This is a genomic window from Mycobacterium sp. IDUB_21 (assembly GCF_055419425.1).
In genome coordinates this window covers 13111-38733 of sequence record NZ_JBVAXQ010000005.1, presented here as the reverse complement: position 1 = coordinate 38733, position 25623 = coordinate 13111, and the positions used below count along the sequence as shown (strand labels likewise).

General features: G+C 65.0%; 23 protein-coding genes and 1 pseudogene. 8 read left to right on the top strand and 16 right to left on the bottom strand.

What is annotated here, in order from left to right:
- The first annotated feature begins 157 nt into the window (after positions 1–157).
- Positions 158–925 (top strand): lipase family protein, encoded by a 768-nt coding sequence (locus tag ACZYY4_RS09250; protein WP_463809696.1) that lies wholly within the window; start codon positions 158–160, stop codon positions 923–925.
- 40 nt (positions 926–965) lie between these two features.
- Here ACZYY4_RS09250 and ACZYY4_RS09245 read toward each other — a convergent pair whose 3' ends face one another.
- The 7 genes from ACZYY4_RS09245 to ACZYY4_RS09215 form a co-directional block, all read right to left on the bottom strand.
- Positions 966–1460, bottom strand: coding sequence for a hemerythrin domain-containing protein (locus tag ACZYY4_RS09245; RefSeq protein ID WP_463809695.1), 495 nt, complete (start codon positions 1458–1460; stop codon positions 966–968).
- 20 nt (positions 1461–1480) lie between these two features.
- Positions 1481–1963, bottom strand: coding sequence for a hemerythrin domain-containing protein (locus ACZYY4_RS09240; protein ID WP_463809971.1), 483 nt, complete (start codon positions 1961–1963; stop codon positions 1481–1483).
- A 17-nt stretch (positions 1964–1980) separates the two neighbouring features.
- Positions 1981–2421, bottom strand: a complete 441-nt coding sequence (locus ACZYY4_RS09235; protein ID WP_463809694.1) for an OsmC family peroxiredoxin — start codon at positions 2419–2421, stop codon at positions 1981–1983.
- Positions 2422–2654: 233 nt separating this feature from the next.
- Positions 2655–3485, bottom strand: a complete 831-nt coding sequence (locus ACZYY4_RS09230) for an SDR family NAD(P)-dependent oxidoreductase (protein WP_463809693.1) — start codon at positions 3483–3485, stop codon at positions 2655–2657.
- Between the two features lies 1 nt (position 3486).
- Positions 3487–4293, bottom strand: a complete 807-nt coding sequence (locus ACZYY4_RS09225; protein ID WP_463809692.1) for an SDR family NAD(P)-dependent oxidoreductase — start codon at positions 4291–4293, stop codon at positions 3487–3489.
- A 347-nt stretch (positions 4294–4640) separates the two neighbouring features.
- Positions 4641–7607, bottom strand: a complete 2967-nt coding sequence (locus ACZYY4_RS09220; RefSeq protein WP_463809691.1) for an MMPL/RND family transporter — start codon at positions 7605–7607, stop codon at positions 4641–4643.
- A gap of 85 nt (positions 7608–7692) precedes the next feature.
- Complete coding sequence (locus ACZYY4_RS09215; RefSeq protein WP_463809690.1) at positions 7693–9189, bottom strand: flavin-containing monooxygenase; 1497 nt, start codon at positions 9187–9189, stop codon at positions 7693–7695.
- A 297-nt stretch (positions 9190–9486) separates the two neighbouring features.
- Between ACZYY4_RS09215 and ACZYY4_RS09210 the strand changes: the two genes are divergently transcribed.
- The 5 genes from ACZYY4_RS09210 (at position 9487) to ACZYY4_RS09190 (ending at position 14624) form a co-directional block, all read left to right on the top strand.
- On the top strand, positions 9487–10512 hold the full coding sequence (locus tag ACZYY4_RS09210) for an AurF N-oxygenase family protein (RefSeq protein WP_463809970.1): 1026 nt from the start codon (positions 9487–9489) through the stop codon (positions 10510–10512).
- A gap of 97 nt (positions 10513–10609) precedes the next feature.
- Positions 10610–11377 (top strand): phthiotriol/phenolphthiotriol dimycocerosates methyltransferase, encoded by a 768-nt coding sequence (locus tag ACZYY4_RS09205; RefSeq protein WP_463809969.1) that lies wholly within the window; start codon positions 10610–10612, stop codon positions 11375–11377.
- A gap of 175 nt (positions 11378–11552) precedes the next feature.
- Positions 11553–12911, top strand: a complete 1359-nt coding sequence (locus tag ACZYY4_RS09200) for a cytochrome P450 (protein ID WP_463809689.1) — start codon at positions 11553–11555, stop codon at positions 12909–12911.
- Positions 12908–13735 carry an SDR family NAD(P)-dependent oxidoreductase gene (locus ACZYY4_RS09195; RefSeq protein WP_463809688.1) on the top strand — a complete coding sequence of 276 codons (828 nt, stop codon included), beginning with the start codon at positions 12908–12910 and terminating at the stop codon, positions 13733–13735. The genes ACZYY4_RS09200 and ACZYY4_RS09195 overlap by 4 nt, the downstream gene beginning before the upstream one ends.
- A 76-nt stretch (positions 13736–13811) precedes the next feature.
- Positions 13812–14624, top strand: a complete 813-nt coding sequence (locus ACZYY4_RS09190) for a phthiotriol/phenolphthiotriol dimycocerosates methyltransferase (RefSeq protein ID WP_463809968.1) — start codon at positions 13812–13814, stop codon at positions 14622–14624.
- A gap of 15 nt (positions 14625–14639) precedes the next feature.
- On the opposite strand, the gene ACZYY4_RS09185 is transcribed toward ACZYY4_RS09190, so the two are convergent.
- Positions 14640–15425: an alpha/beta hydrolase gene (locus tag ACZYY4_RS09185; protein WP_463809967.1), complete on the bottom strand. Its 786-nt coding sequence runs from the start codon at positions 15423–15425 to the stop codon at positions 14640–14642.
- A 75-nt stretch (positions 15426–15500) separates the two neighbouring features.
- Positions 15501–16304: pseudogene (locus ACZYY4_RS09180) on the bottom strand (SDR family NAD(P)-dependent oxidoreductase); the annotation flags it as partial.
- A 145-nt stretch (positions 16305–16449) separates the two neighbouring features.
- Between ACZYY4_RS09180 and ACZYY4_RS09175 the strand changes: the two are divergent.
- A complete protein-coding gene (locus ACZYY4_RS09175; protein ID WP_463809687.1) occupies positions 16450–17535 on the top strand; it encodes a PE-PPE domain-containing protein in 1086 nt (361 codons plus the stop codon).
- A 12-nt stretch (positions 17536–17547) separates the two neighbouring features.
- Here ACZYY4_RS09175 and ACZYY4_RS09170 read toward each other — a convergent pair whose 3' ends face one another.
- The 6 genes from ACZYY4_RS09170 to ACZYY4_RS09145 all read right to left on the bottom strand — a co-directional run bounded on the left by ACZYY4_RS09170 (position 17548) and on the right by ACZYY4_RS09145 (position 23437).
- Positions 17548–18897 carry a hypothetical protein gene (locus ACZYY4_RS09170; RefSeq protein WP_463809686.1) on the bottom strand — a complete coding sequence of 450 codons (1350 nt, stop codon included), beginning with the start codon at positions 18895–18897 and terminating at the stop codon, positions 17548–17550.
- 201 nt (positions 18898–19098) lie between these two features.
- Positions 19099–20607 carry a hypothetical protein gene (locus ACZYY4_RS09165; protein WP_463809685.1) on the bottom strand — a complete coding sequence of 503 codons (1509 nt, stop codon included), beginning with the start codon at positions 20605–20607 and terminating at the stop codon, positions 19099–19101.
- Between the two features lie 252 nt (positions 20608–20859).
- Complete coding sequence (locus tag ACZYY4_RS09160) at positions 20860–21291, bottom strand: hypothetical protein (protein WP_463809684.1); 432 nt, start codon at positions 21289–21291, stop codon at positions 20860–20862.
- A 153-nt stretch (positions 21292–21444) separates the two neighbouring features.
- Entirely contained in the window at positions 21445–22173 is a 729-nt protein-coding gene (locus tag ACZYY4_RS09155; RefSeq protein ID WP_463809683.1) for a nitroreductase family protein, read from the bottom strand.
- Entirely contained in the window at positions 22170–22679 is a 510-nt protein-coding gene (locus ACZYY4_RS09150; protein WP_463809682.1) for a DUF2505 domain-containing protein, read from the bottom strand. The genes ACZYY4_RS09155 and ACZYY4_RS09150 overlap by 4 nt, the downstream gene beginning before the upstream one ends.
- 62 nt (positions 22680–22741) lie before the next feature.
- Entirely contained in the window at positions 22742–23437 is a 696-nt protein-coding gene (locus ACZYY4_RS09145; protein ID WP_463809681.1) for a flavodoxin family protein, read from the bottom strand.
- 103 nt (positions 23438–23540) lie between these two features.
- Here ACZYY4_RS09145 and ACZYY4_RS09140 point away from each other — a divergent pair, with 103 nt between their 5' ends.
- Positions 23541–24371 (top strand): class I SAM-dependent methyltransferase, encoded by an 831-nt coding sequence (locus ACZYY4_RS09140; protein ID WP_463809680.1) that lies wholly within the window; start codon positions 23541–23543, stop codon positions 24369–24371.
- On the opposite strand, the gene ACZYY4_RS09135 is transcribed toward ACZYY4_RS09140, so the two are convergent.
- Complete coding sequence (locus tag ACZYY4_RS09135) at positions 24364–25623, bottom strand: phthiocerol/phthiodiolone dimycocerosyl transferase family protein (protein ID WP_463809679.1); 1260 nt, start codon at positions 25621–25623, stop codon at positions 24364–24366. The two genes, ACZYY4_RS09140 and ACZYY4_RS09135, sit on opposite strands and share 8 nt — an antisense overlap.

Genomic DNA, 25623 nt, shown 5'->3' with positions numbered 1-25623 from the left:
GCCGACCCGTTCGGTTCTAGTGAGGCCTGTCTTTGTGGGGCAGGACTGTTCTTCCGAAGGCTCCCCGGTGATGGCCGGATCATTGCCGTTGGCCGAAAGTCTAGAGCCTCGATGCAACGCCGTGTTGCCAGGCCCGCTGACTTCTACACTGTTCAGCGTGGCATTCAGCGCCTCATATGCCCGCGACGTGGTGCTGCCGCTGACGCAGGCGGCCTACACCGTGGTGTCAGGTGCTGCGCCGACCCTGCCGCCCGGATTCGCTCAGACCGCCCTGATCCAGGCTGATCCGGGCCACCTGTCCGCGCTGCCCGATCAGCACCCGGCAAAGGCAATGGCCAAGGACACCAGAATCTTTGGGCTGATGGGACACGACACCGCGTCGGGAACCGCATTCGTGGCCTTTCGCGGCAGCTCTGATGTGGCGGACTGGATCGCCGACTTCGACTTCGTGCCGGCGCCCTACGCGCCGGTCGCCGGATTCGGCGACGTGCACGCCGGGTTCCAGGACATCTACGGCTGCGTCCGCCACAGCGTCGTCGCGAACCTTCCCGCCGCGACCCGCGGCTGCGCGAACATCCTCATCACCGGGCACAGCCTCGGTGCGGCGTTGGCTGTTCTGGCGGCACCGGATATCGCCGGCGCCGCGCTCGCCGGGCCGCCACGGACCATCGAGCCCCGGCTGACCACGTTCGGCGGCCCTCGAGTCGGGCTACCCGACTTCGCCGCCGCGTTCGACGCTGCTATCGAATGCTGCTATCGGGTGGTCAACTTCCTCGACATCGTTCCTCTGGTGCCGCCGTCACCGTACGTTCACGTGGGCGCCGCGATCGCTGTCGACAGCGGTGGGGCCATCGACGTCGGCTGGCGGCACAGCTTGGCCGGCTATCACGCCGGGCTCTCGGCACTGATCGCGGCGCAACCATGAACAGCGGTTTGGCGCGCAGGGCGCCGGTCGGCGTCTGGCTCTAACGCGCCTCCAGACACTCCCAGCAGTCCGGCATCAGCCCGGTCTCGATGAAATCGGCCACCTCCGCTGCATGATCCGATTCCAGCCCGGTGTCGGCCGCGCGGTAGATGACCTGCTCCTCCTTGGAGTTGTGCACGGCAAGCTGATTGAGTAGCAGCCGGCAGATCGCCCTCATCCGCTCAGTGTCGCCGCCGGCCACCAGCCCGGCCAGCGCATCCATCGTGCGCCACATCTCGCCGTGCTCGGTCATCATCACCGCCACCGGCATCGCCATGCCGGTGTGCCGCATCGGCGGGAACAGGATCCGTTCCTCGAGGTAGATGTGCCGGCGTAGCCCTTCCAGAGCCGCGTTCAGTTCGTCAGGGGCGATCTGGCCGCGGGCGAGTCCGGCCAGGAACGCCTCGAGACCGGCGTCGACCTGCTGATGCTCACGCTCCAGCGCGGCCGACAAGACGACGTCGGAAGGACCGGGGTCGGAATTCTCGGCGGACACAGGCGATCTCCCCTCTCAACTCATACCGCGGCTTTCGCACAGACCCAGCCGTCGGGCATCCGGCCGGCTTCGATGAACTCAGCCAGTTCAGTGACCTGCTCCGGCGCCAGGCCAGTATCGGCAGCCGGGTAGATCACCGGCTCCTCAACCTTGTTGTGGTCGGCCAGCAGAGCCTGCAGCCGTTGGCAGGCTTGCCGCAACTTGTCGTGGCCGGCGCGATCGTCCGGGCCGGCGAGAAACTCGTCGAGGGTGTCCATCGTGCGCCAGATCTCGCCGTGGCCGCGGATCATCCCGAACACCGACATCATCTGGGCGCCCTTGCTGATCGGCGGGAACAGGAGCTGTTCCTCCAGGTAGATGTGGCGACGCAGTGCGGCCAGGGTTGCGCGGAGGGCGGCGGCGTCCACGCTGCCGGCGTCCAGCTTCTCCAGGAAGTCCCCGATTCCGGTGTCGACTTCCTGGTGCTCGCGTTCAAGTGCGGTCGAGAGGTTTTCGTCAGACATCATCTTCTGTGCTCCGCTCAGGCCAGCTGGGCGTCGACGCTGATCTCGGCGCCGGCGAACAGTCGCGACACCGGGCACAGTGCGGCGGCGGCACTGACGACCTGGGCGAAGTCGGCGGCGTCCAGGCCGGCCACCTTCGCGCGAACGGTCAGCTTCGACCCGGTGATGGTGGGCAGCCCGTCGACTTCGTCGAGGGTGACTGTCGAGGTGACGTCGAGCTGCTGGGGCGGGGTGTTGTTCTCACCGAGCTTCAGCGACAACGCCATCGCGAAACACGACGAGTGGGCGGCGGCGGCGAGTTCCTCCGGACTGGTCTTTCCGCAGGGCTGCTCGGTCCGGGCCGCCCAGGTCACCGGCAGCCCGTCGAGGGCACCGCTGCTGCCGCGACCCAAGGTGCCTGCTCCGGTTGCCAGCGGTCCTTCCCAGGCCGTTTGTACAGTCCGATCCGCAATGCTCATCCACCGCCTCCTCTACCGGTGCGGACACCGCCTGAACCTGGCCGAAACCCGCGAATATTTTCTACAACCATGACTTGTCTAAATCTAGTCCATGGTGCGGCGTGCTGACCAGGGTCGGACCGGGAGCAGCTCAGCGGTCGGCCACTTCCTCCGTGGCGGAATTGCGGCCAGCACATCGGTGGGCCGGAAATTGACGGTCGGCGCCCGAAGTCGGCGTCAAGGGCAACCGTCGGTCAGGTTAACGGCGGGATGAGCCCGCGCGCCACCACCGGGAAGACCCGCTGATAGTGGGGCCCGAGAACGCGCACCACCAGATCGAGGACCTTCATGTCCGGTCCGATCAGCACCCGAGCCCGATTCTTGCGCACACCATTGAGGACGATTTCCGCGGCCTTCTGCGGCGAGGTGGTCCAGGCCCGTTTGTCGAAATTCTTCACTAGGTCGATCTCGCCGATACCCTCGGCTGCGGTCATGTTGCTGATGAACGAGGTTTTGACACCGCCGGGGTACACCGTGGTCACTTTGACCGGGTGTCCTGCCAACGTCATCTCTTGGTGCAGCGCTTCAGTGAAGCCGCGAACGGCGAACTTCGCTGCACTGTAGGCGGCCTGATAGGGCACCGCGAACACCCCGAATGCGCTGGAAACATTGATCACGTGCCCGTCGCCGGAGGCGATCAGGTGCGGCAAGAACGCCTTGGTTCCGTTGACCACACCCCAAAAGTCGATATCCATCACCCGCTCAATCTCGGCGAACTGGCTGACATGGACGTCCCCGAAGAATGTGACACCGGCGTTGTTGTAGACCTGGTTGACCTTGCCGAAATGGTCGTTGACCCCTTCGGCGTAGGCGATGAACGCTTCCCGGTCGGCGACGTCGAGCTGGTCGGCCTTGACCGGGGCGCCGATGGCCTTGAGTTGGTGCTCGGTCTGCCCCAGTCCGTCGGTGTCGATGTCGCTGATGGCCACGCTTGCCCCCGAGCGTGCTAGCTCCACGGCAAGGGCCTGGCCTATTCCCGAACCGGCGCCGGTGACGACAGCTACTTTCCCCCCAAACCCCTTCACGCTACGGGCCACCGAGCTTCTTGTAGACCCTGCCCAAAATGGGCGCGACGATACTTCGCGGTAGGTATTGATTGCTGGCCGACATTATTTTCGCGGGAAAGCCAGGAACGACACGTACCTTGTTGCGCTCCAACCCATCCAATGACACCTTCGCCGCATACTCAGCGGTGACCCAGACGTAATCCGGCGTCAGTTTGCTGGCAGCCGCTTCGTCAACTGATTCCAGCATTCCGGTGCTCACCGGGCCCGGCGCCAGCAGTGTCACATGCACGCCGGAGCCGCGCAGCTCCCAATGCAACGACTCGCTGAACGTGTTGATGAATGCCTTGGTTGAGGCGTACGTGGCGTTGTTGGGGATCGGCGCATTGCCCGCGGCCGAGCCTGACATCAGGATGCCGCCAGCTGCACGCTCAATCATCCCGGGCAACACGGCCAGCACCAGATCGTGAACCCCGGCGGCATTGACTTGCAACAGGGCGCGTTCACCCGCGGGATCGAGTTCGGCAACTGGGCCCAGAGTGGCGACGCCGGCGTTGGCGCACAGGATCGAGATGTTCCGGCCGGCCAGTTCAGCGGCGAGTTTGCCACGGGCCACCGAGTCGGCAAGATCGATCGGTCGCACTTCGACATCCACCCGGTACCTATCGGCCAGCCCGGTGGCCAACTCGTCGAGGAGGTTTTCGCGACGCGCGGTGATGATCAGGCTATGTCCCCGTGCGGCCAACGCGGTGGCCAGGGCTTCGCCGATGCCTTGGGAGGCTCCGGTGACCACAGCACGGGCGTCGGGGCTGGGAGGAGGTATCGGCACTTGACGATTATACCCGTGCCCACCACGAATGGCCGCGGCGGGACATACGCGCATCGTGCTTGCTAGCAAACCCCAGCCGTCAGCGATACGTGCGGTGCAGATGAACCGGGTATGTCCGCAGCGGGCATAGGACGGTAGCGCCGTGTCGGCGTGCGGGTAGATGACAGGCTCGTACCCAAAGTGGCGCTGTCGGAGTTATCCCAGTAGCAACCGGGAGTCTCTACGTCGCTGCTACCGGTGCGGATACCGGCCAACACCAGTTGGGCCCGCGAGTAGTTTCTGCAATCAGGGCGTGACGGCATCTAATCGATCGTGCGGCGCGCTGACCGCAGCGGGGCCAGTGCAGCTCAGCGGTTGGTCTCTGCCTCCGGCGGCTGAATTGCGGCCGGCACCTCGGTCGGTCGATCCTCCACCGAGGCCGCGGGATTCCCGGATAACTCCGGGAACGCCGTGGCGAGCATGTCCTCGAACGTCCGGTTCTGCCCGTCGGCCGGCTCGGCGGCATGTGGCGCACGTGCCGGGTGCTCTCGCACATTCAGTGGCCACCAGAACCACCGGCCCAGTAGCGCAGCCACGGAAGGCATCATGAACGACCGCACCACCAAGGTGTCGAACAGCAGACCGAGCCCGATCGTGGTGCCCACCTGGCCTACCACCCGCAGATCACTGACCAGCATGGAAGCCATCGTGAAGGCAAACACCAGTCCGGCAGCGGTGACGACCTTGCCGGTGCCGCCCATGGCCCGGATGATGCCGGTCTTGAGCCCGGCACCCATCTCCTCTTTGAATCGGGAGACCAGCAGCAGGTTGTAGTCACAGCCCACCGCCAACAGGATGATCACCGACATCACCATCACCAGCCAGTGCAGGTTGATGCCGAAGATGTACTGCCACACCAATACCGAAAGCCCGACTGACGCCCCCAGCGAGGCCAGCACCGTCCCGACGATCACCAGCGAGGCGATGAAGCTGCGGGTAATCAGCAGCATGATAATAAAAATAATTGCCAGCGAAGTGATTCCGGCGATCAGCAGGTCGTAATCGGCAATGCCCTGCAGGTCGCTGAAGAGCGCCGCGGTGCCGGCCACATAGACCTTGGCCGTCGATAACGGCGTCCCCTTGAGAGATTCGGCGGCAGCCTTCTTGATCAGGTTCACCCGCGCCATGCCCTCCGGCGTGCCTGGATACCCGTCGTGAGTGATGAAGAAGCGCGCCGCGTGACCGTCCGGCGACAGGAACAGTTGGATCACCCGTTTGAAGTCGGGGTTGTCGAACGCCTCCCGAGGCAGATAGAACGAATCGTCGCTCTTCGCTGCGTCGAAGTCCTGGCCCATCGCGGCCGAATCCCCGCCGACTTCCTCAACCTGCGCCATCATCCCCGACATGGTGCTGTGCAACGTCAGCATCATGGTCTGCAGGCTACGCAGCGCGGCGATCTGCGCCGGCATCATCTCCAGCAGCTGTGGCGTGACCACGTCGACGCTGCTCATGACCGGCGCCAGCTCGTTGAGCTTTTCGGTGAGCTGGGTCGCGCCGTCCATCGATGCGTACGCCGACCGCAACGACAGACAGGTTGGTTCGCCGCGGCAGTCCTGCGTGTCGACGGACTCGCGCAACACCTTGGAATTCTGGTTGAAATCGGCCATGTGGCTGCGCATCTGCTGGGCCAGATCCATCGCTTCGTGCGAAACGCCAGTCGCCTCATGGGTGTTGGTGCCCAACTGCTGCATCAGGCCATACATCCGCTGCAGCGAAGCGATGGTGCCCTCGAGGTCGTCGGCCTGCTTGCGCATGTCGGCGACCCGGCTCTTCATGAAGTCCAGATTCTGCAGCTGACCGGCGCTTTGCATGCTGAGCAGGAACGGGATCGAGGTATGCCCCAGCGGGGTGCCCTCGGGCCGAGTCACCCCCTGGACCATGGCGACGCCCTCGACAGCGAAGACACTCTTGGCCACCTTGTTGAGCACCAGGAAATCCGCCGAGTTTCGCATATCGCGATCGGATTCGAGCAGCAGAACTTCCGGCAGCAGTCGCGATTCCGGGAAATGACGCGACGCGGCCGCCCAGCCGAGGTTGACCGGGGTGTCCTGCGGGATGAACGACGGATCCTTATAACTCACCTGGTAACCGGGCAGCGCCAGCAGACCGATGAGCGCGACCGCGCACGCGGCCACGAAGATCGGCCCGGGCCAGCGCACGATCGCCGTGCCGACCTTGCGCCAGCCGCGATCCGACATCTTGCGCCGGGGTTCGAGCAAGCCGTAGCGAGTGGTGACCGTCATGACCGCCGGGACAAGCGTCAGTGCGATCGCCACCGCAACCAGCATGCCGACCGCGCACGGGATACCCATGGTCTGAAACACAGGCAACCGGGTGAAACTCAGGCAGAAGGTGGCGCCGGCGATCGTCAGACCCGACGCCAGCACCACATGAGCAATCCCGTGGTAGGTGGTGAAGTAGGCCGTCTCGGGATCCTCACCGGCGTGCCGGGCCTCGTGGTAGCGGCCGATGAAGAAGATGCCGTAGTCGGTACCGGCGGCAATCGCCAATGTCACCAGGATGTTGATCGCGAAAGTGGACAGCCCGATCAGGCCCGCATGCCCGAGAAAGGCGACTATCCCGCGCGCCGCCGCCAGTTCGATCCCGACCACGGCCAACAACAACGCGACCGTGCTGAACGAGCGGTAAAGCAACAACAGCATCAGCGAGATCACCGACACGGTAGCTATCAGGATCTTGAGCACCGCGCGGTCACCGCTGGTGTTCATGTCGGTGACCATCGGCGCCGGACCTGTGACATAGGCCCGCACCCCCGGCGGCGCGAGTGTGCGGTGAACGATGTCGCGGACAGCCTCAACGGACTCGTTGGACAGCACCTCACCCTGGTTTCCGGCGAGGTTCAACTCGACCAACGCCGCCTTGCCGTCGAGACTTTGAGCTCCGCCCGCGGTGAGCGGGTCCCCCCAGAAGTCCTGGATGTGCTGGACGTGCGTCGTGTCCGCGTTGAGCTGGGCAATCAGCTCGTTGTAGTAGTGGTGGGCGGCTTCGCCGAGCGGCTGGTCACCTTCGATGACAATCATCGCCGCGCTGCCGATGCTCGATTGCTGGAAAGCATGTCCCAGCCGCGCCATGGCCTGAATCGACGGTGCGTCCTTGGCGCTCAACGACACCGGATGGTCCTTGGCGACCTGTTCCAGCGGCGGGACCGCCAGGCTCACCAGCAGTGTGATGGCCACCCAGCCGAGGATTATCGGCACCGCCAACCGGCGGACCAACGCTGGTGCGGACGGCAGCCTCCGGCTCAGCTGGCGCATCTTCGTCACTTCCCGAGGCCCCCCACCAGACGATTTACCCGAAGCGATCACTTTAACCCCCAGTTCAGGACCGCGGCGCTGGAAACTACCCGATCAGATAGTCCGACAGCGGAAAGTGATCCTGCTCTTTCACCGCGCTGCGCACCGAGGTCGGCCGGAACAGTGGGGCCTCGCCGGTATTGTGGTTGAACCAATAGGAGTTCGAGGTCGCGCAGTTGCCGAGGTGGAACACCGAACTGTCGAGCAGGTCCATCATGCGCTCGTAAAACCGAGTGTTGGCGTCTTCGGTGACTTCGAAGGTGCGCCCCTGGCGCTGCTGCAGCTCGCTGAACAACCGGTTCATATGCCGCATCTGATACTCCACGGTGTTGAACCAGGACAACCCTACCCAGGCGAATGGGCTGGCCATGGTCAAAAAGTTCGGGAACTGCGGCACCGTGATGCCCTGGTAGGCCTGGAAGCGCGTCTCCCGCCACCACTTCCCCAGGTTGCGACCACCGCGACCGACCACCTCGATTGCCGGCAGGTTGCCCTCCCACACGTCGTAGCCGGTCGCCAACACCAGGGTGTCGATGTCCCGCTTGGTGCCGTCGCAGGAAACGATGCCGTCCGGTTCGATCCGCTCGATACCGGCCGTCTCCAGGTGCACGTGCGGCTTGGTGAACGTCGGATAGTAGTCATTGGAGATCGTCGGACGCTTACAGCCGAAGTCGAAATCGGGGCTCATCTTGCGGGCCAGCTCGCGGTCCCGCACCGACATCAGCCGATGCAGGGCGGATTGGGCCGCCATCGCCTTGTTGACGAACTTGAACCGCCGGTAGCGCCACATCGTCAGGACCATCATGAAGTCCGTGACGTTGTCGGTGATCCACCGCACGATGCGCTGGGTGAAAGGGACCCGGGCGAACATCCGCTGTATCACCGGCGGGAAAACGACGTCAGATTTGGGTGTCACCAGGATCGGGGTGCGCTGATACACCGTGAGTTCGGCGACTTCTTTGGCCAGTTCGGGGATGACCTGGATTCCGGTGGAGCCGGTTCCGATGATCGCCGCACGACGCCCGTCCATCGAGTACTCGTGGTCCCAGGCGGCGGTGTGGATGATGCGACCGGCGAACGTGTCGATGCCGGGGATGTCCGGGATCTTCGGCTGACACAGAAAACCGGTCGCGACAATGAGGAACTGCGCAGTCAGCGTCTCACCGCCGGCCAGCGCCACCCGCCACCCCTTGGCCTCCTCGTCCCACTGGGCGCCGTCGACGCAGGTGTTGAACCGCATGTAGCGGCGGACGTCGTATTTGTCCGCGACATGCTCGGCATAGGCCTTGACCTCGCTGCCCGGCGCGAACAGTCGCGACCAATACGGGTTCGGCTCGAACCAATAGGAATACGTAGTCGAGGGTTGGTCGACCGACAGGCCCGGATAGTGGTTGACCCGCCACGTTCCGCCCAGCCCGTCCTCGCGGTCGACGATCAGGAGGTTGTCGTAGCCCAGCCGATTGAGTTGGATCGCGGCGCCGATCCCGCCGAAGCCAGCGCCCACGATGACGGCGTCGTAGTTCAGGTACTGCTGGGTCCCCATAAGGTGAACACGCTACCGCAACGCCGCGGCGCGCCGCAGTGCGCGCAGGTCAGCCGAACTGCGCGCAATAGCCGCACTCGCAGGTAAACTAACGGACGCTGCCCGGTCGCGAGATGGCGGCAATCACACCACAACGGTGCGACGGATCTTAGTGTTTTGCCAATTTCGAGGGTAGGCTTCAGCGCAGTCGCGTGCTGGGGGCACGCGGATCTAGAGGGAGCGCATTCGCCAATGTCGACCGCTGTGATCAACATCTGCTGGCTCCTGGTCGGCGTGCTGGCGGTCTCCTCTGCGCCCTTGGCCGGCTTGTACCTCGTCAGACGCTGGAAGCACGCGATGGAAATCGGCGATGACGCAGCCTACGGCGAGGTGCTCGCGACGCTCTCCGAAAGTTCGGTACGGCGCAATTTCAACCCGTACGTCGACATCGAATGGGACTCGCCCGAACTCGCTGTCAGGCCCGATGACCCGGGCTGGGTTCTTTCGACGGCTGACCCGCTGGGACGCCACCCGTGGTACCGGGCACAGCCCTTGGCGAAGCAGATCGCGATAGGCATGTGGCGACAGGCCAACATGGCCAAGGTCGGCGTGCAGTTCGAGGGCATTCTGGTGCGGGGCCTCATGCACTACACGTTCTGGATACCGAATGGCTCAGCTGAGTACCGGTACTGCCTGCATGAATCCATCGAGGAGTGCAACCACACCCTGATGTTCCAGGAGTTGGTGAACCGCATCGGGATCGATGTCCCCGGGATGCCGCGGTGGTTACGCCTGCTCTCGCCGATGGTGCCGCTATACGCCGGGCCGTTGCCGAACGCGTTCTTCTTCGGGGTTGTGGCCGGCGAGGTCCCGTTCGACTATCTGCAGACCAATACCTTGCGCGAAGACGTGTCGGTCCATCCGGTCATCAGGAGAATGATCGGCATCCACGTCGCCGAAGAAGCGCGTCACATCTCTTTCGCGCACAAGTATCTGGAGCGACGGGTCCCTCGATTGTGGTGGAGCAGCCGGTTCGCTCTCTCGCTGTACGTGCCGGTTGTCATGCGGATGCTCGGCCAGGCGATGGTCGTGCCGCCGCGCAGGTTTTTCCGGACGTTCGACATTCCGCGGTCAGCGCGTAAGGACTGGTTTTTCGGTACACCGGAGGCACGCCAGACGTGGCGGGACATGTTCGCCGATGTTCGGATGCTCTGCCATGAACTCGGTCTGATGAATCCCGCGGCCCGGCTGATGTGGCGCATCTGCAAGATCGACGGAGCCCCGTCGCGCTACCGCGGCGAGCCGCAGCGCGCACAGCTGCCGACGCAGGTTACCGGGGTCTAAAGCACCCGCTGAGCTGTGCCATACTTCCGGTATGGTTCGTTCTCCGTCAGAGACATTGGAAAAAGTCGGCGCCGATCTGGTCTACCGCATCTCGGCGATGCCGCTGTACAAGAAGGCCTTCAAATACTGGTACCCATTCATGACCAAGCGGATGGGACACGACGACGTCGTCTTCCTCAACTGGGGTTACGAGCAGGACCCGCCGCTGGGCCTCCAGCTGGATGACGCCGACGAGCCCAACCGGTACTCGATCCAGCTCTACCACCAGACCGCCACCCAGATCGACTTGGCCGGCAAGAACGTACTCGAGGTCAGCTCGGGCCACGGCGGTGGTGCCTCTTTCCTGGCCCGGACCCTCAAGCCGGCCTCCTACACCGGCTTGGACTTCAACCCCGAAGGCGTTGCCTTCTGCCAGAAGCGCCACCAGGTGCCGGGGCTGGACTTCGTGCAGGGTGATGCGCTGAACCTGCCGTTCCCCGACAATTCGTTCGACGCGGTGGTCAACGTCGAGGCCTCGCACATCTACCCCGACTTCGGGCAGTTCGTCCGTGAGGTGGGACGGGTGCTGCGTCCCGGCGGGCACTTCCTGCACACCGACTTCCGTGCCAAAGAGGACATCGAGTCCTGGCAGCAGACCTTGGCGACCCCGCCGCTGCGGCTGGTCAACGAGCGTGACATCAGCCGCGAGGTCGTCCGCGGCCTGGCAGCGAACTCGCCGCGCTCCAACGACCTGATCAACGAGCGGATGCCGTTCTACCTGCGCCGGTTCGCCCGGGAGTTCGCCGTGGTCGAGGGGTCGCTGTTCTACCGCGACCTGGACCGCGGTGAGATCACCTACCGAATTTTCGACCTCGTCAAGGACTGACGCCAAGCAGCGAAGCGCCGGAGTTCTGGGACTGCCGTCCCGGAGCTCCGGCGCTTCTTTGGTGACCGACGTCCCTTCAGGCGACGGCGGATACCGGGTTAGGGTGACGGCGACATAATCGCGGCCGATCGCGGCCCGATCTTGCTCCAAACCTGACGATCGAGGGGCTTGCCAGATGGACAAGAGGGAACTGACGCGCCGGCTCCGTTTTCGCGCCAGCCTGCTCAAGATCGGCACCGACGGGCTGGTCGGGGTGGCCCGCGACCGGGCGACCGCCTACCGGTACGCCCTGACCGGACGCGAAACCGCACCGCTGACCGACTTCGACCCATTCGCCCGCGAGACGATGCACGACCCCTATCCGGGATATCGCACGCTGTTGACCGGCCCGAAGGTCTGGTACAGCCGCAAGCGCGGCATCTGGATCATCCCTGGTTACGACGAGGTCCGTCAGGCGTTGCGCGACGATGAGGCGTTGTCTTCGGCGGAAAGCCAGGCTCGCTTCCGGGTCCGCCTGCAGACCATGAACGCCACCGACCCGCCGGTGCACACCCGGTTGCGCCGGTCGGTGTCGCGGGCATTCACGCCGCGCGCGATGAAGTCGTGGGAGATCAACATCAACCGCGCCGCGGACGAACTCGTCGCCGCGATGATCAAACGCGGACGGGTCGAGATCGTGGCCGACCTGGCCAAACCGCTGCCGAACCGGCTGATCACGATGATGTTGGCGATACCGCAGGAAGACCGCCACCAGTTCCTGGAATGGGCCGACACCATCAACGAGGCCGCGTTCGCCCCGCTGAACCTGCGCGGGATGACGATGAACATGCGCTCGAGTCAGGCGGTCATCGCTATGCACCGCAGCCTCGACCCGATGATCAAGGTGCGCCGCGCCACGCCCGGCGACGACTTGATCTCGATGCTGGCGGCGCCCAGCGGGGATGACACCCTCTCCGACGACGAGGTGTTCTGGACCGCGTCGATGCTCGTCGGTGCCGGCAGCGAGACCACGACGAACCTGATCTCGGGCCTGTTCCTGACGCTGGCACAGCGTCCGGACGTCTACACGCGGCTGCGCGAACATCCCGAGCTGATCCCCGCAGCGATCGAGGAGCAGCTCCGGCTGGTCTCGCCGGTTCAGGGGTTCTACCGGACCGCGACCCGCGACTACCGAGTCGGCGACCACACCATCCCGGCCGGTGCGCGGGTGTTGGTGTTGTATGCGGCCGCCAACCGCGATCCACGGCACTACCCGGATCCGGACACCTTCGACCTGGACCGCAATCCCACCGACCACCTCGCTTTCGGTGGCGGCGCGCACTACTGCCTCGGCACGCACCTGACCCGCATTGAAGTGAGCCGGGTACTGACCCAGCTGATCCCCCACGTCAAAGAGATCCGGCTGGACGGGGAGCACCGCCACCTGGTCAATGCGACGATGCGCGGCCTGGAGCACCTGCCCGTCGAGTTGGTGCCCGCCGAGACCGGCCTGGACCCCGCGCCCGCACAGTCCGGGAACACCGGCACCCGATGAACGGCCAGCCGGTAGCGCTGGTCACCGGAGCAACGAGCGGGATCGGCGAGGCGACCGCCGAGAAGCTGCAGGCCGCCGGCTACCGCGTATTCGCGGTCGGCCGCAATCCCGAAGCGCTGCAACGGCTTGCGGCGCGGGGGCTGACGGCCCGCGCCCTCGACGTCACCGACGAGGCCGCGGTGGGGCACCTCATCGCCGAGATCGGAGCCGAGCACGGCGGGGTGGACGTTCTGGTCAACTGCGCCGGGTTTCCGCTGACCAGTCCGCTCGAACAAGTGGCGCTGACGGACCTACGCACCCTTTTTGAGACCAATGTGATTGCAGCACTTCATTTGTCGCAGACTGTGTTGCCCGGCATGCGTGAGCGCGGGACTGGCATCATCATCAACATCGGCAGCACCGGGGGTCGCTTCGCCGGCCCGGGGGCCGGCGGCTATCACGTGGTCAAGTACGGCGTGGAGGCGCTGTCGCTGGCATTGCGCGCGGAGGTGGCACCGTTCGGCGTGAAGGTGGTGCTGCTTGACCCGACCGCGGTACGAACCCCGTTCGTCACCTCGCAGCAGGAGCAGGATCCCACCTACGCCGACGATGATCCCTACGGCGACTTCAAACACCGCTACGCCGAGAACACCCGCCGGTTGTCGGCGAAGCGCGGCGTGATGATCGAACCCGACGTGGTCGCCCGTGCGGTGGTGCGCGTGGCGCGGGCTCGCAACCCCAAGCCGCGCTACGTCGTCGGACTCTCCGGCAAGGCCACCGTGCTCGCGCGGGCGCTGCTGACCGATCGGACGTGGGAACGAATCTTGATGCGCGAATTGCGGTGACGCAGGCCCTGCCCGGGCCCGTGACCCGGTCGCGGGCAGCGCATCACAGCCGTGACATACTGCCCCGATGGCCACGATGAACCGCCTGATATTCAACCCGGTAACCCACCGCGTGATGACGAATCCGTTCGTCTATCACCTGGTGTTCACCTCATTCGTGACGAAGCGGTTCGCCACCCAGACCAAGATGCTCAGCGGTGACGACTGGTTGTTCCTGAATTACGGGTACGAGGAAGACCCGCCGATGGCGGTGCCGCTGGAGGCTTCCGACGAGGCCAACCGGTTCTTCATCCAGCAGTATCACCGCACCGCCGCGCAGGTGGATCTGACCGGCAAGAAGGTGCTCGAGGTCAGCTGCGGTCACGGTGGCGGCGCGTCATATGTGGCCCGCACCTTCAAACCCGCCTCCTACACCGGCCTGGATCTCAACGAGACCGCCATCGAGTTCTGCCGGGAGCGCCATCAACTGCCCGGGATGGATTTCGTGCAGGGCGATGCAGAGAACCTGCCCTTCGGCGAGGGTTCGTTCGACGTGGTGCTGCATGTCGAGGCATCGCACCTGTACCCGCATCCGGCACGGTTCTTCGACGGCGCGGCGCGGGTGCTGGCCCCGGGTGGTCACTTCCTCTACACCGACTTCCGCCGGCGCAGCGAGCTGGCCCAGTGGGACGCCGAGCTGGCGAACACCGGACTGCGGCTGGTGACCCAGGAGGACATCAGCTTGGCCGTACTACGCGGAAACGAGAAGAACCTGGCCCGCAAGCAGGACATGATCGCCCACCACGGCAGCGTGGCCCGCTTCGCCAGCGCGGCGACCGACTGGACTTTCAACGGCGCGCTGAAGAACGGCGAGTTCGTCTACCGGCTGTACTGCTTCGCCAAGGACTGACCGGCCAGATAGGGACTACAGCCCGCGGCCACCGAGCCAGCCGTGGATTCGTTCGGCCACGGCCTCCCAACCCGACTCGAGCATCATGTTGTGGCCCATGCCGGGAAAGAACTCCGCCTCGGTGCCGTAGGCGCGCGCCGTAGCCTCCACCTCTTTGCGGGTGTGCGCACCGTCCTGGTCGGCTCCCAGCACCAGCAACGGCGTCGCCACCCGCTCCGGGCGCGGCAGGTTGAGCATCAGGCAGTCGAGACTGACCCGGGCGCTGTCCTCCTGCAGCCGCGCCGCACACTCCAGCACCTGGTCCTCGGGGGTCGCCGCGGAGAAGAACTTCTCCCGGGCCAGCTCGGGCGTGTTGATGTAGGGCAGTGACCTGCCGGTGACCGCCACCTTGATCGCATGCCACGGGTGGCTGCGCAGCCAGCGCAGACTCGACCCGTAGTTGCCCTGCGGGGGAATCGACGCCATCAGGACCCCGGCCGGCGAGGGGCGGCTCTCGAGATACTTCTGCACGATCAGCCCGCCCATCGAGTGACCGATCACCACCGGAGCTACCGGCAGGCCGTCAGCGACCGATCTGACGTCCTCGACGTAGTCCTCGACGCTGCAGCTTCGCAGCGGTTTGTCGGTGGAGCTGCCGCCGTGACCACGAAAGCTGACCGCCAACGCGTGGTAACCCTGGTCGGCGAAGTATCCGAGGAAATTCTCGTCCCAACACCAAGCGCCGTGCCAGGCGCCGTGGACGAACAGCAGCGGAACAGGATGGGCCTCACTCACACAGCCCTTGTCGATCACCTCAAGCACCACACTGCTCCCCCTATCCGGCGCGTGCCTGCCCTCCGACCTCGAAGATATCCGGGTAAACCCCCTACCCGAGCTGCGAGTCGACAATGGAGTACGCCGCGCCAGCAACGGTAGCAGCGGGCCGTGCGGCACGAACCGGTAGGCGACCACCAGCAACTTGTTCGCCCACCCGGGCGTCACCCGGCCCTTTCCCGAAGCCAAGCCGTCGACCGCTGCCCGAGCCACCTTGTCCACCGACTTCCACATGACGGCGGGCAGCACCTGCTTGCGTTCTCCCTCTCGGAAACCGGCCGTGACGTCCAATTGGGTGTCCACCGGCCCCGGGCACAGTGCGGTGACGGTGACGCCGGTGCCGCTCAGTTCACTGCGCAGGCTCTCGGTGTAGGAGGCGACGAACGCCTTGGCGGCACCGTAAGTCGCCTGTCCGGGCAGCGGGCCGAAGCCGGCCACCGACGACACATTCAGCACGGCACCACGCCCCCGTGCCACCATGCCCGGCAGAAACCTGCTGCACAGGTCGACCACAGCGGCGACATCGACCTCGACCAGGTCCAGTTGACGCGCCGGCTCCGTCTTGGCTGCCAGTGCCACCACCGACACGCCGGCGTTGTTGACCAGGATGTCCGGGATCAATCCCAGCTCAGCGATCCGGCTCTCCAAGGCCGCGCGTTCAGTTCGGCAGGACAGGTCGGTCACCAGTACGTGCACCGGGTGGGGACTCAGCTCGGCCGCGAGCGCGTGCAGCGGATCAGCGCTGCGCGCCACCAGAATCAGCTGGTGGCCGCGGCGGGCGAGCTCACGCGCCACCGCGGTACCGATCCCCGACGATGCGCCGGTGACTATCGCCGCGCGGTCGACACCCGGTGCTGGTAAAGCCACCTGGCCACCCTATCGTCCGGTGTGCCGCCGAGTGCCCGGCGGCAATATCTGACCCTCGCGCAACTATTCGCCACCTCGGCAGGCGCTGGGACAAGTTCCTGTGTACGCTGGCACGGTCATGTGTGCGAGATAATTGGGGGATTTGATGACGCACTCTAGCTATCGGTGGATGACGGCCGGCTTGTTGGCGGGGGGTTGCGCCGGCCTGATGGGGCTGACCTCGGTGTTCAATCCGGCGTTCGCTTTCGGGGAGGACACCGGCACCGCATTGATCATGGGTTACGTCATGACACCCGATCCCGGCGCGATCTACGACCAACGGGTCATGGACCTGTTCATCAATCCTGAGAACCCGTTCCCGGGTCAATCGGTCTACCCGGGCTACACCCCGGTCGTCGAACCGCTGAATCCCGCCAACTACCAACAGAGCCTCCTCGACGCGGCTCAGACACTGAACCAGGACATCGTGAAACACCTGGCGGACGGGCCGGTCACCGTCTTCGGCGTCTCATCGACCACGGCGATCGCCACCCAAGCGTTGATCGACCTCGGCCAGGCGGGCAGCAGCGCACCCGCTGCGGCTGACTTGCATTTCGTGCTGGTCGAAGACCTCAACAGTCCCAACGGCGGAATCTTTACCCGCTTTCCCGACCCCTGGGGGCTGACCCCTCCCCCGACTCCTGTCGACTCGCCGTACACAGTCGACATCTACAACTTCGAGTACAGCGGCGCCACCGATTACCCGAATCATCCGATGAACTTGCTGGCATTGGCGAACTCGATGGCGGGCTACGTCTACCTCCATCCCTACTTGATCACCGGCTACCCCAGTTCTTGGGATCCGACCGCGATGGCGGACGCGGTGAAACTACCGATGTCGGAGGGTTACGACGGCGACACCTCCTTCTATCTGATCCCCACCATGAACCTGCCGCTGCTGGAGCCGCTGCGGCAGTTCCCGTTGTTCGGGCCGGCGATGGCCGACCTGGTACAGCCCGCCCTGCGGGTGCTGATCGACTTGGGCTACGACCGCTCCGATCCCGCCGACATCGCCACACCGGTGTCGTGGAGCATGCCCGCGATCGACTGGGATGTGGTGTCACAGAACCTCCAACTCGGATTCGAGCAGGGCTGGACCGCATACCAGGTCGATCTGGGAATGCTGCCGGAGACGGCACTGCCGGATCTGTACCCGTACCTGCCGGACCTGTCCGGCTTGATCGCAGGGTAGGACGAGCCGGCACTATGCCGCAGTGACGTCGAACAGGGCGTCCCAGAGTCCTTGCACGTCAAAGGGACCCAGTACCCCGATGTTGTCGGCGATGTTGTACAGGTAGCTGCCGAGGAAGTCGTGGATCTGGTCGATGGTGGGCAGGTAGGGCGTGGTATCGATCACCGGATCGTCAGGCAGCGGGTTCTTCAGGTCGAGCAGAACCGTGCCCAGTCGCCACAGCCAGGCCTCGTAGTCGATGATCTCCGGCGTGGAGACGTTAGCGGTGCCGTCGGCGTAGGCGCTCAGCCATTCGTCGATAACCGGGTTGCCCGGCCACAGGTCGCCGACCGCCTTCGCCAGGACATAGTAGCTGGGCAGCGACCAGTCGCTGGGATCCATGATGTTGCCCGACGGGTCAGGCAGCAGGCACGGCCCCGGGCAGAACAGGCTGCCCGGGACAAACGGGTTGAACGCGACCAGCATGGACGCCAGCACGGCCTGCAGGGCCCTGCCGAGCTCCACCAGGTCGGGCATCTCGAACTTGTCGGGGTCGAACGGCGCCATGAGGCTGTTGAAGAAATTGGTGAACGGCTCCTCGAAGTTCATCTCGTAGGACGAGCCGGCCCACGGCATCAACGGGGCATCCGGATGGATGTCGGGGTAGTCGGCGGGATTCAGCCCCAGTTGTTCCAGGGTGCGACTGCCCTCCCAGTAGAAGCCGTCGTGGGCCAGCCCACTGTTGAGCATGCCCGGCGAATTCGGGTCGAAGTAGTAGGAGTTCCCGTTCGTCATGTCCGAAAACGGGACCTGAAACCAGTTTTGGATCAGCGGGAACCTCTGTAGGCCGCTGATGACCAGCAGGCTCCAGATGGGCTGGTCGATCCAGGTGAAGCCGGTGATCGGGCTGGTCGGCATGATCGGCAGGCAGTCCAGGCTGGCACAGCTGGGATCGACCGGGATCTCCACCGCGGCCAGCATGGCCAGCTGCTGACCGAGACCGGGGTAGAACAACTCGCCTTCGTGTCCGGCGCCGGACAACTCGGGGAACGGCACCAACAACTGGATGACCGACTCGAAGTGCCCCGGGTCACCGGGATCCTCACCCCAGATATTCGTCGGGCTGCCGACGAACCAGGGGCCGCTGTAGAACAGTGACTGAGACAACGTGTCCAGCGCGTGGATCTCATTCGCCGGAATGTTGGCGAGGGCCTGCAAAAGATTCAGTGGAACATTCAGCAACGATTCACCGGCGGTCAGGCGTTCCGCCAGGTGAACCACGGTGGGTTGCGGCACGGGCGGCATTGCCGGAGCGGTGGCTATGAGACCCGCGGTAGTGATCGCCAACCCGGCACAGCAGTACGCGCGCAGGGCAGCAACCATCCCGATGGTCCTCCAAAAGGTGAACTGACGTAGTCCGTAACGGACGTAGGTAATCTACCAAAGCATCAATGAAGTGCAGTGCGTCGCCCCGCTGTCAGTGCGCTCGACGAAGCGGCCGAACAGAAACGCATGGCAGCCCACCCCGCCTGAGCGAAATGGGCTGCCATGGAGCCGTTTAGGGCGTGTCTGACAGATAGCGCCTTAGAGAGCCCAACCGCCAAACAGCGAGGCCAACCACTCTTCGATGGTGTTCGGCGGAATGGCATCAACCAACCAGTTCGGGTCGCTGTAGTCGATCGGCGTGTAGTGGAAGGCGTCCGCGATGAGGCCGGCGAAGTCCTGCACGCTGCTGCCGTCCTGTCCCGCGAAGTCCACGCCCGGGAAGATGTCCTTCTGCATCAAGTCGATGAGCTCCTGCGCCACCGGGCTGACCGGGAACGCGATCGGGGTATTGACACCGTCCGGAGCCTGGTCGGGGAGCGGGTTGCCGAGGCTGAACATCGTGCGCAGACCCACCATGAACAGGTTGGTCATGTTGACCGTCGTCTGCACCGGATTGTTGGTCATGCCGAACGGGTTGTCCAGGTCACCGGGACCGGTTCCGGGCGTGTTGAGCAGCTCAAGCCAGTGGTCAATGGAGGTGTTTCCCGGCCACAGGTCGCCGATGGATTTGACCATCCCCGGCATGCTGAACATGTCCGGTATGGAACCGCACACTTGCAGGCAGAACGGGCTGCCCTCGACCCACGGGTCGAACGCGACCACCGAGCTTGCCAGCATGGTCTGCAGGGCTCGGCCGAAATCGGTCAGGTCGGGCAACTGGAAGCCCTGCATGTAGGTGTCGGGATCGATCGGAGCCTGCAGGCTCTCCCAGAAGTGCTGGAAGGGGTAGGCCAAATCCAGCTTGAATTCCTCACCAGACCACGGCATGAGTTGGATGACATTGTCGTTGGCGTTGAGGACATACCCTGTGTCCGGGTCGACGGTAGCCCCGTCCGGGAGGCCGTTGGGGAAGTCGGCCGCCGTCGCCGGATGCGTGCCGGGGATCTGGTAGACGTCGTCGGTGGGCACCTGCCCGTTCGGGCCGACACCGGCGGAAGGGTCGACGGCCGGACCGAAGGTGTACCCGTCCTGCAAATCCGAGAGCGGAACCTTGAACCAGTCGTTGATCATCGGGTATTGCTGCTGCCCGGTCCAGATCAGTGCGTTCCATATTGTCTGGTCGATCGAGGCAAAACCCGTGATGGGCGCCGTCGGAATCAGCGGCCCACTCCAGTCGGCATCACTGGACGCGCTGACAGGAATCATAGCGTTGAGCATCAGGATGACCTGCTGGCCCAAGCCCAGATGGCCGGCCGCCGCATCATCCCAACTGAAGCCATCGTATCCGGGGAGCGGGTCATCCTGGCCGGTAAGTCCAGGGAACGGCAGCGCCATATTGATGACCGACATGAAGTGCCCCGGGTCGCCGGGATCCTCACCCCAGATGTTGGTGCCACTCGCGGCGAACCACGTCCCACTGAAAAACAGTGAGTTGCCCAAGCCCTGGAGCGCGTCGATCTCATTGTGAGGAATGTTGACGATGGCCTGGAACAGGTTGAGCGGGACATTGAGGAGGGAGCCCTCGGCTGTCAGCTGCACCGCCCGCTGGGCGGCGGTCAGGCCGGGGCCCCACGGGGTGACCGGTGCTACCGGGGCAATCGCCACCATACTGGCGGCGGCAGCCGCGGCACCGGCAGTCGCATACCGCCGCTGCGGCAGAGCACGATGCGCACCAGCAGCCGCAAGTCGCCGCTGAGCACGATTCTCGCCGGCAAGTGCGTATCGCCGCTGAGGCACCGCACGATGTGCACCACCGCGCTGTCGCGTCACACCACTAATCACATTTCCCCCTTGTGTCCCGATCGAACCGTGACAGCATATCGGTGTCACGGTCTGGTGTCTAAGCGAGTACGGGATAATTTACATTGGCTGCGGACTAACGTCTGCTAAGTCGCACATCATGGTTGTCTTCGGCTCATCTTCTGGTCGGTAAGACCAGTTCAGCCCTCTTGGGTTGCCGCAGCCGTCCAGCTGGGCACCGCTCGGGCCGGCCCCGGGCTGCCGGCCCCAGATGTTGGTGGCGCGCGGCGACCACCAGTTCCCGCTGTAGATCAGCGAGTTGCCGAGTACGGTCGTCGCCCCGAGTTCGGTGCTGGGGACGTTGGCAAGCACCTGGAACAGGTTCAGCGGAACGTTCATCAGCGGGTCCGCGCCACTGAGCAACAGCAGCTCCCGCTCGACCGCGGACATCGCCGGCGATGTCGCCACCGGTGCGACCAGCGCGGCGGTGACCACACCGACCGGTACCAGCGCGGAGACCTTCGCCTCAGATGTGTTTTTACCGACGTCCATGAGTCCCCCCGACCAATGCACTGAACACGACCGGGCCGAACCTACATCAGTTAAGCGGTACGTACCTAGTGGCTAGGACACGATTTTATAATCTTTGACGGCGTCGTAAAGGTATCTCCGACCACTAAACCGTGTTATTTCATCCGAAACGGATCATTTGGTCAGCCACGGCCTGTTGCCGAAGCCGTCCAGATGGACGACCTCCCCCACCGGCCGGCGGGTGGTCGGGCCGTAGCGTCCGCGCGGCCAGCCCAACGGCACGATGCAACAGGGCGTGACCGCGTGCGGCAGGCCCAGGATGCGCCGCGCCGCACGCTGGCTCCACAGCGGCAGCGTGATCAGCGAAGCGCCCAGCCCCATGGCGCGAGCCGCCAGCAGCAGATTCTGCACGCTGGGGTAGATCGACCCCCAGTAGGCCGACTCGGCGATATGCGGCATCCGCACCACCGGCAGCCGTCCCTCCCGGGCCCCCAGGCGCAGGCAGGCCACCACCAGTACCGGGATCTCGGCGAAGTGATCGATCTGCCACTCCATCGCGCGCGCGATGCCCGCGATCGATTCGTCGGTCTTGAGCTTGCGCCGCAGCACCACGCCACGCTGAATCTTCCATGCCTGCCGGTAACGCTTGGCCAGTTCTTCCTTGACGCGGCGGTCCCGGACCACGATGAACTCCCAGTTCTGCCCGTCATTGCCGGTGGGGGCCCGCAGTGCCAGCTCGATGCACTTGAGCACCACCGCGTCGTCGACCGGATCGGAGTAGACCCGCCGCACCGCGCGCTGGGTCATCATGGCCTCGTCCAGTGGCATGTCGAGCCGGGCCAGCGCCTCGGCCGCCCCCGGCACGTGACTGGGGATGAACCGCGGGGTCTCAGGCCCTGTCATTGTCCGGTCCGCTCGCTCAGCCACTGGGCGGTGAACCGCTGAATCTCGGGAATCCCCTGGGCGAACTCTTTCGCTAAGAAGCTCTCGATAGGTCCGCCGACCAGCGGGATCTTGAACTCGATGGTCCCGGTCAGGTCCATCCGCGACCCGCTGCCGGCGGGTTGCAGCATTGCGGTGCCGCCCCCGCCGCCCGGCGCCCCCACCACGGCGACGTCGATATCGCCGCTGACCCGGCCGTCCCCGGCGGGGCTCCAGACCTCGGTGGTGACGATGTTGAGGTCGCCGCGGTAGATCTTGGTGAGCATTCCCGGCAATGCGCCGTGGCGCAGATCCTCGGTGACCACGACCCGCACCGTGCCGTCGGCGTCGACGGCCAGCGAGTCCAGGGTTTTCTCCCCCTCGAAGGCCTCGATTCGGGCCAGCCAGTAGTCGCGCGAGCCGAACGCGGAGTGGACCTGCTCAACGCTCGCGGGCGACTCGAACACGATGTCGAAGGATCGGGGCATCGGTGCCTTCCTAATTCTTCCGAGTACTTCTGAATTCTTCCGAGTACTTCTGAGTTTTCGGCCTACTTGCCGAACAACCGGCTCACCAGGCCCGCCGCGAACTTGCGGACCCGGTCCAGTTGCTCGGGTTGGACGTTGGTGGGCGGAAGCCGCAGACCCAGGTAGCGCGTGCGGTAGCGCCCGCTACCCAGGTAGCTGGTCAGCGACAGCATCGAGCGCAGTGGGTCCCCGGGATAGGTGAAGTGGATCTCGTCGGTGTAGCGGCCACCGCAGTCCTCGCCGAGCCGGCAGACCTCGGCGTAGTTCTCCTGCCAGTACTCGCGGCACACCGTGAACACCGCGAACGGCTTGCCGTCCAGCAACTTTCGCGCCTCGTCAGTTTGCAGGAACGACCGGATCGGCATGGCCGGCGCCTTCCACCAGGTCGGCGAGCCGATGCAGATCAGGTCGTAGTCGCCGTCGCGCACGGCGTCGGGGGTGCGGATCTCCCCCGTCTCGCCCCGCTGCTGGGGTTTGAGCACACTGAGCATGTCCGGCCAGACCCGGCGCATCGGGAACCGCGAGAACCGCTGCGCATAGCGCGGATCGGTGAACTCGATACCGGCCTTGACCACCTCGCAGCCCCGCTCGGCGAACACCTCGCCTGCCGCATCGAGCACTTTGAGCGCCTGCCCAGTGTAGCTGTAGTAGAGCAACAGGATCCGCGGCGCCTGCGCGCTGTCCTTGGTCTCATCCACCATGTGTGCCTCCTGGTTCATGCGGCGGTCCCAGCTTCGGCTCTCCTGCGTAGAGCCTCGCTGAACCGCCGGGTTCGACCGTGCGGTGCATCGAGTGCCCGTCCAGGGTATTAGGCTCCCCGACGTGGCAGACAAGATCCCCGTCGACCTGCGCGGCGCCGCTGCAACCATGTTGACGACGCTGTACCTCAAGGCACTCGACGCCGATTTCGCCCAGCCCGTCCTGGGCGATCGGTACGCCAAGGAGGCGGTCGAGCGCATCGACTTCGACTGGGACGCACTCAAAGCCGACGGCCGGTGGGCACCCCTGGTGACGGTGCGCACCGCTCAGTACGACATCTGGGCACGCCAGTTCCTGGCGGCTCACCCGGAGTCCACCGTCATCCACCTGGGCTGCGGCCTGGACGCCCGCGTCTTCCGGATAGATCCGGGACCGGAGGTGGCCTGGTACGACGTCGACCAGCCGCCGGTGATCGCGTTGCGCGAGCAGATCTATCCCGACCGCCCGGGCTATCACCTGGTTGCGACGTCGGCGACCGACCCGTCCTGGCTGGACGAGATTCCCTCCGACCGTCCGGTGCTGTTGCTGGCCGAGGGCATCAGCATGTATCTGACCGAATCCGACGGGGTGGCACTGCTGCAGAGCATCGTCGAGAAGTTCCCCGCCGGTGAGCTGCAGATCGACTTCTACAACTGGCTCGGGATCAAATCGCAGAAGACGCACCGACTGCAGCGACAGTCCGGCGCCACGCTGCACTGGGCGGTCAACGGCCCGGCCGACATTCTCGACTCGGTCACCGGTATCCGGCTGCTGGCCGCGGCCAATCTCTTCGACGCGCAGACCTTCAGCCGGGTGCCGGCGGGATTCCGGCGGTCCAGCCGGGTGGCTCGCGCGTTGCCGCCGCTGCGCGGAATGCTGCAGTACCACCGCTACGCCTTCGGCCCGGTCAGCTGACGCCGGCGGCCGCGTGCTGCTCGGCGATGCCGCAGAGCAGCGTGCGGATCGCCTCCACCGAGCGTTCCGGCTCGGGACCGTGCGAGTGGTACTCGATGTTGAGCTGCCCGGAGAAGATCTGGGTGAAGTAGATGTCGATCCCGGCGCTGACCGCGAAATACAGCTCGCCGTGGGTGGTGGTCACCTCCACACCGGGTGGTGTCCGCACCGGCGGAACCAGCCCGTTGTTGCTCAACACCACGACGTCCGGCATGCCGGGCGGGTTTCCGACGTACTGCGGGCTGAAGTGCAGCCGGGACTGCTGGATGACACCCTCATCCAGGTCTTTCTGGAAGTTCTCGGCGATGCCGCGAGCCATCTCGACCAGATCGGTCTTGGCATCGATCTCGGCGAGGTAGGTGGCCAGCCCGATCGGGTTGGTGCATCCGGTGGCCGAAACCGGCGGTGACAGAAAATATCTCAGATCGACGGTGTAGACGTAGGGCACCGGGATGCTCAGTTTGCCGCGCAGCTGCCATTCGGCCATCAGCACGGCCGCTGAGAGCACCGCGTGCAGGCTCAGATCGTGGGCCCGGCCGAACGCGACCACATCGTTGGTCTGGTCTTCGGTCAGCCGGCACGACGCCATCGGAACCCGCACCGGCGAGGACGGTGTCTCGTCGGTGACGGCCCGGCGGGTGGGGGGAAGGTCGTAGGCGAACAGTGCGGGCATGAATCGCTCGATCCCGGAGCGCTTCTGCTTCTCGATCCCCCGGTCGGCCAGCACCGCCTCGACCGACAGCGGCGCGGGCTCGACGTTGATCGCACCGATCTTTCCGGTCGTGACCAGATCGGTGTAGAAGGAGAGCATCTCCTCGATCAGGGCGTACATGTGGTGGCCGTCGGCGACGGCGTGGTGCACATACAAGGTCGGCTGCGCCTGCCCGCCCCGGATGATCACCCGCATCGCCACCAGCGACTCTGTCTGGTCGAAATGCGGAGCGGGCGGCTCGGCGTCGGGGCCGTCGAGTTCGATCACCTCGATGCCGTCGGGCATCAGGTCGTCGGTGACGAACTGGTGCCGGCCGTCGGGAAGCCGTTCCAGTCGCCCGGTGAGAATCGGGTGTGCCTCCAGCAGCGCCTCGTAGGCCTCCGAGAGCAGATCGATGTCGACCGGACCGGTGACGTGCGCGGCGAGACCCACGAAATTGTGGGTCTCGGCGAGCATTTCCTCACTGATCGCAAGCTTCCGAATGACCGACGTGGCAAACAC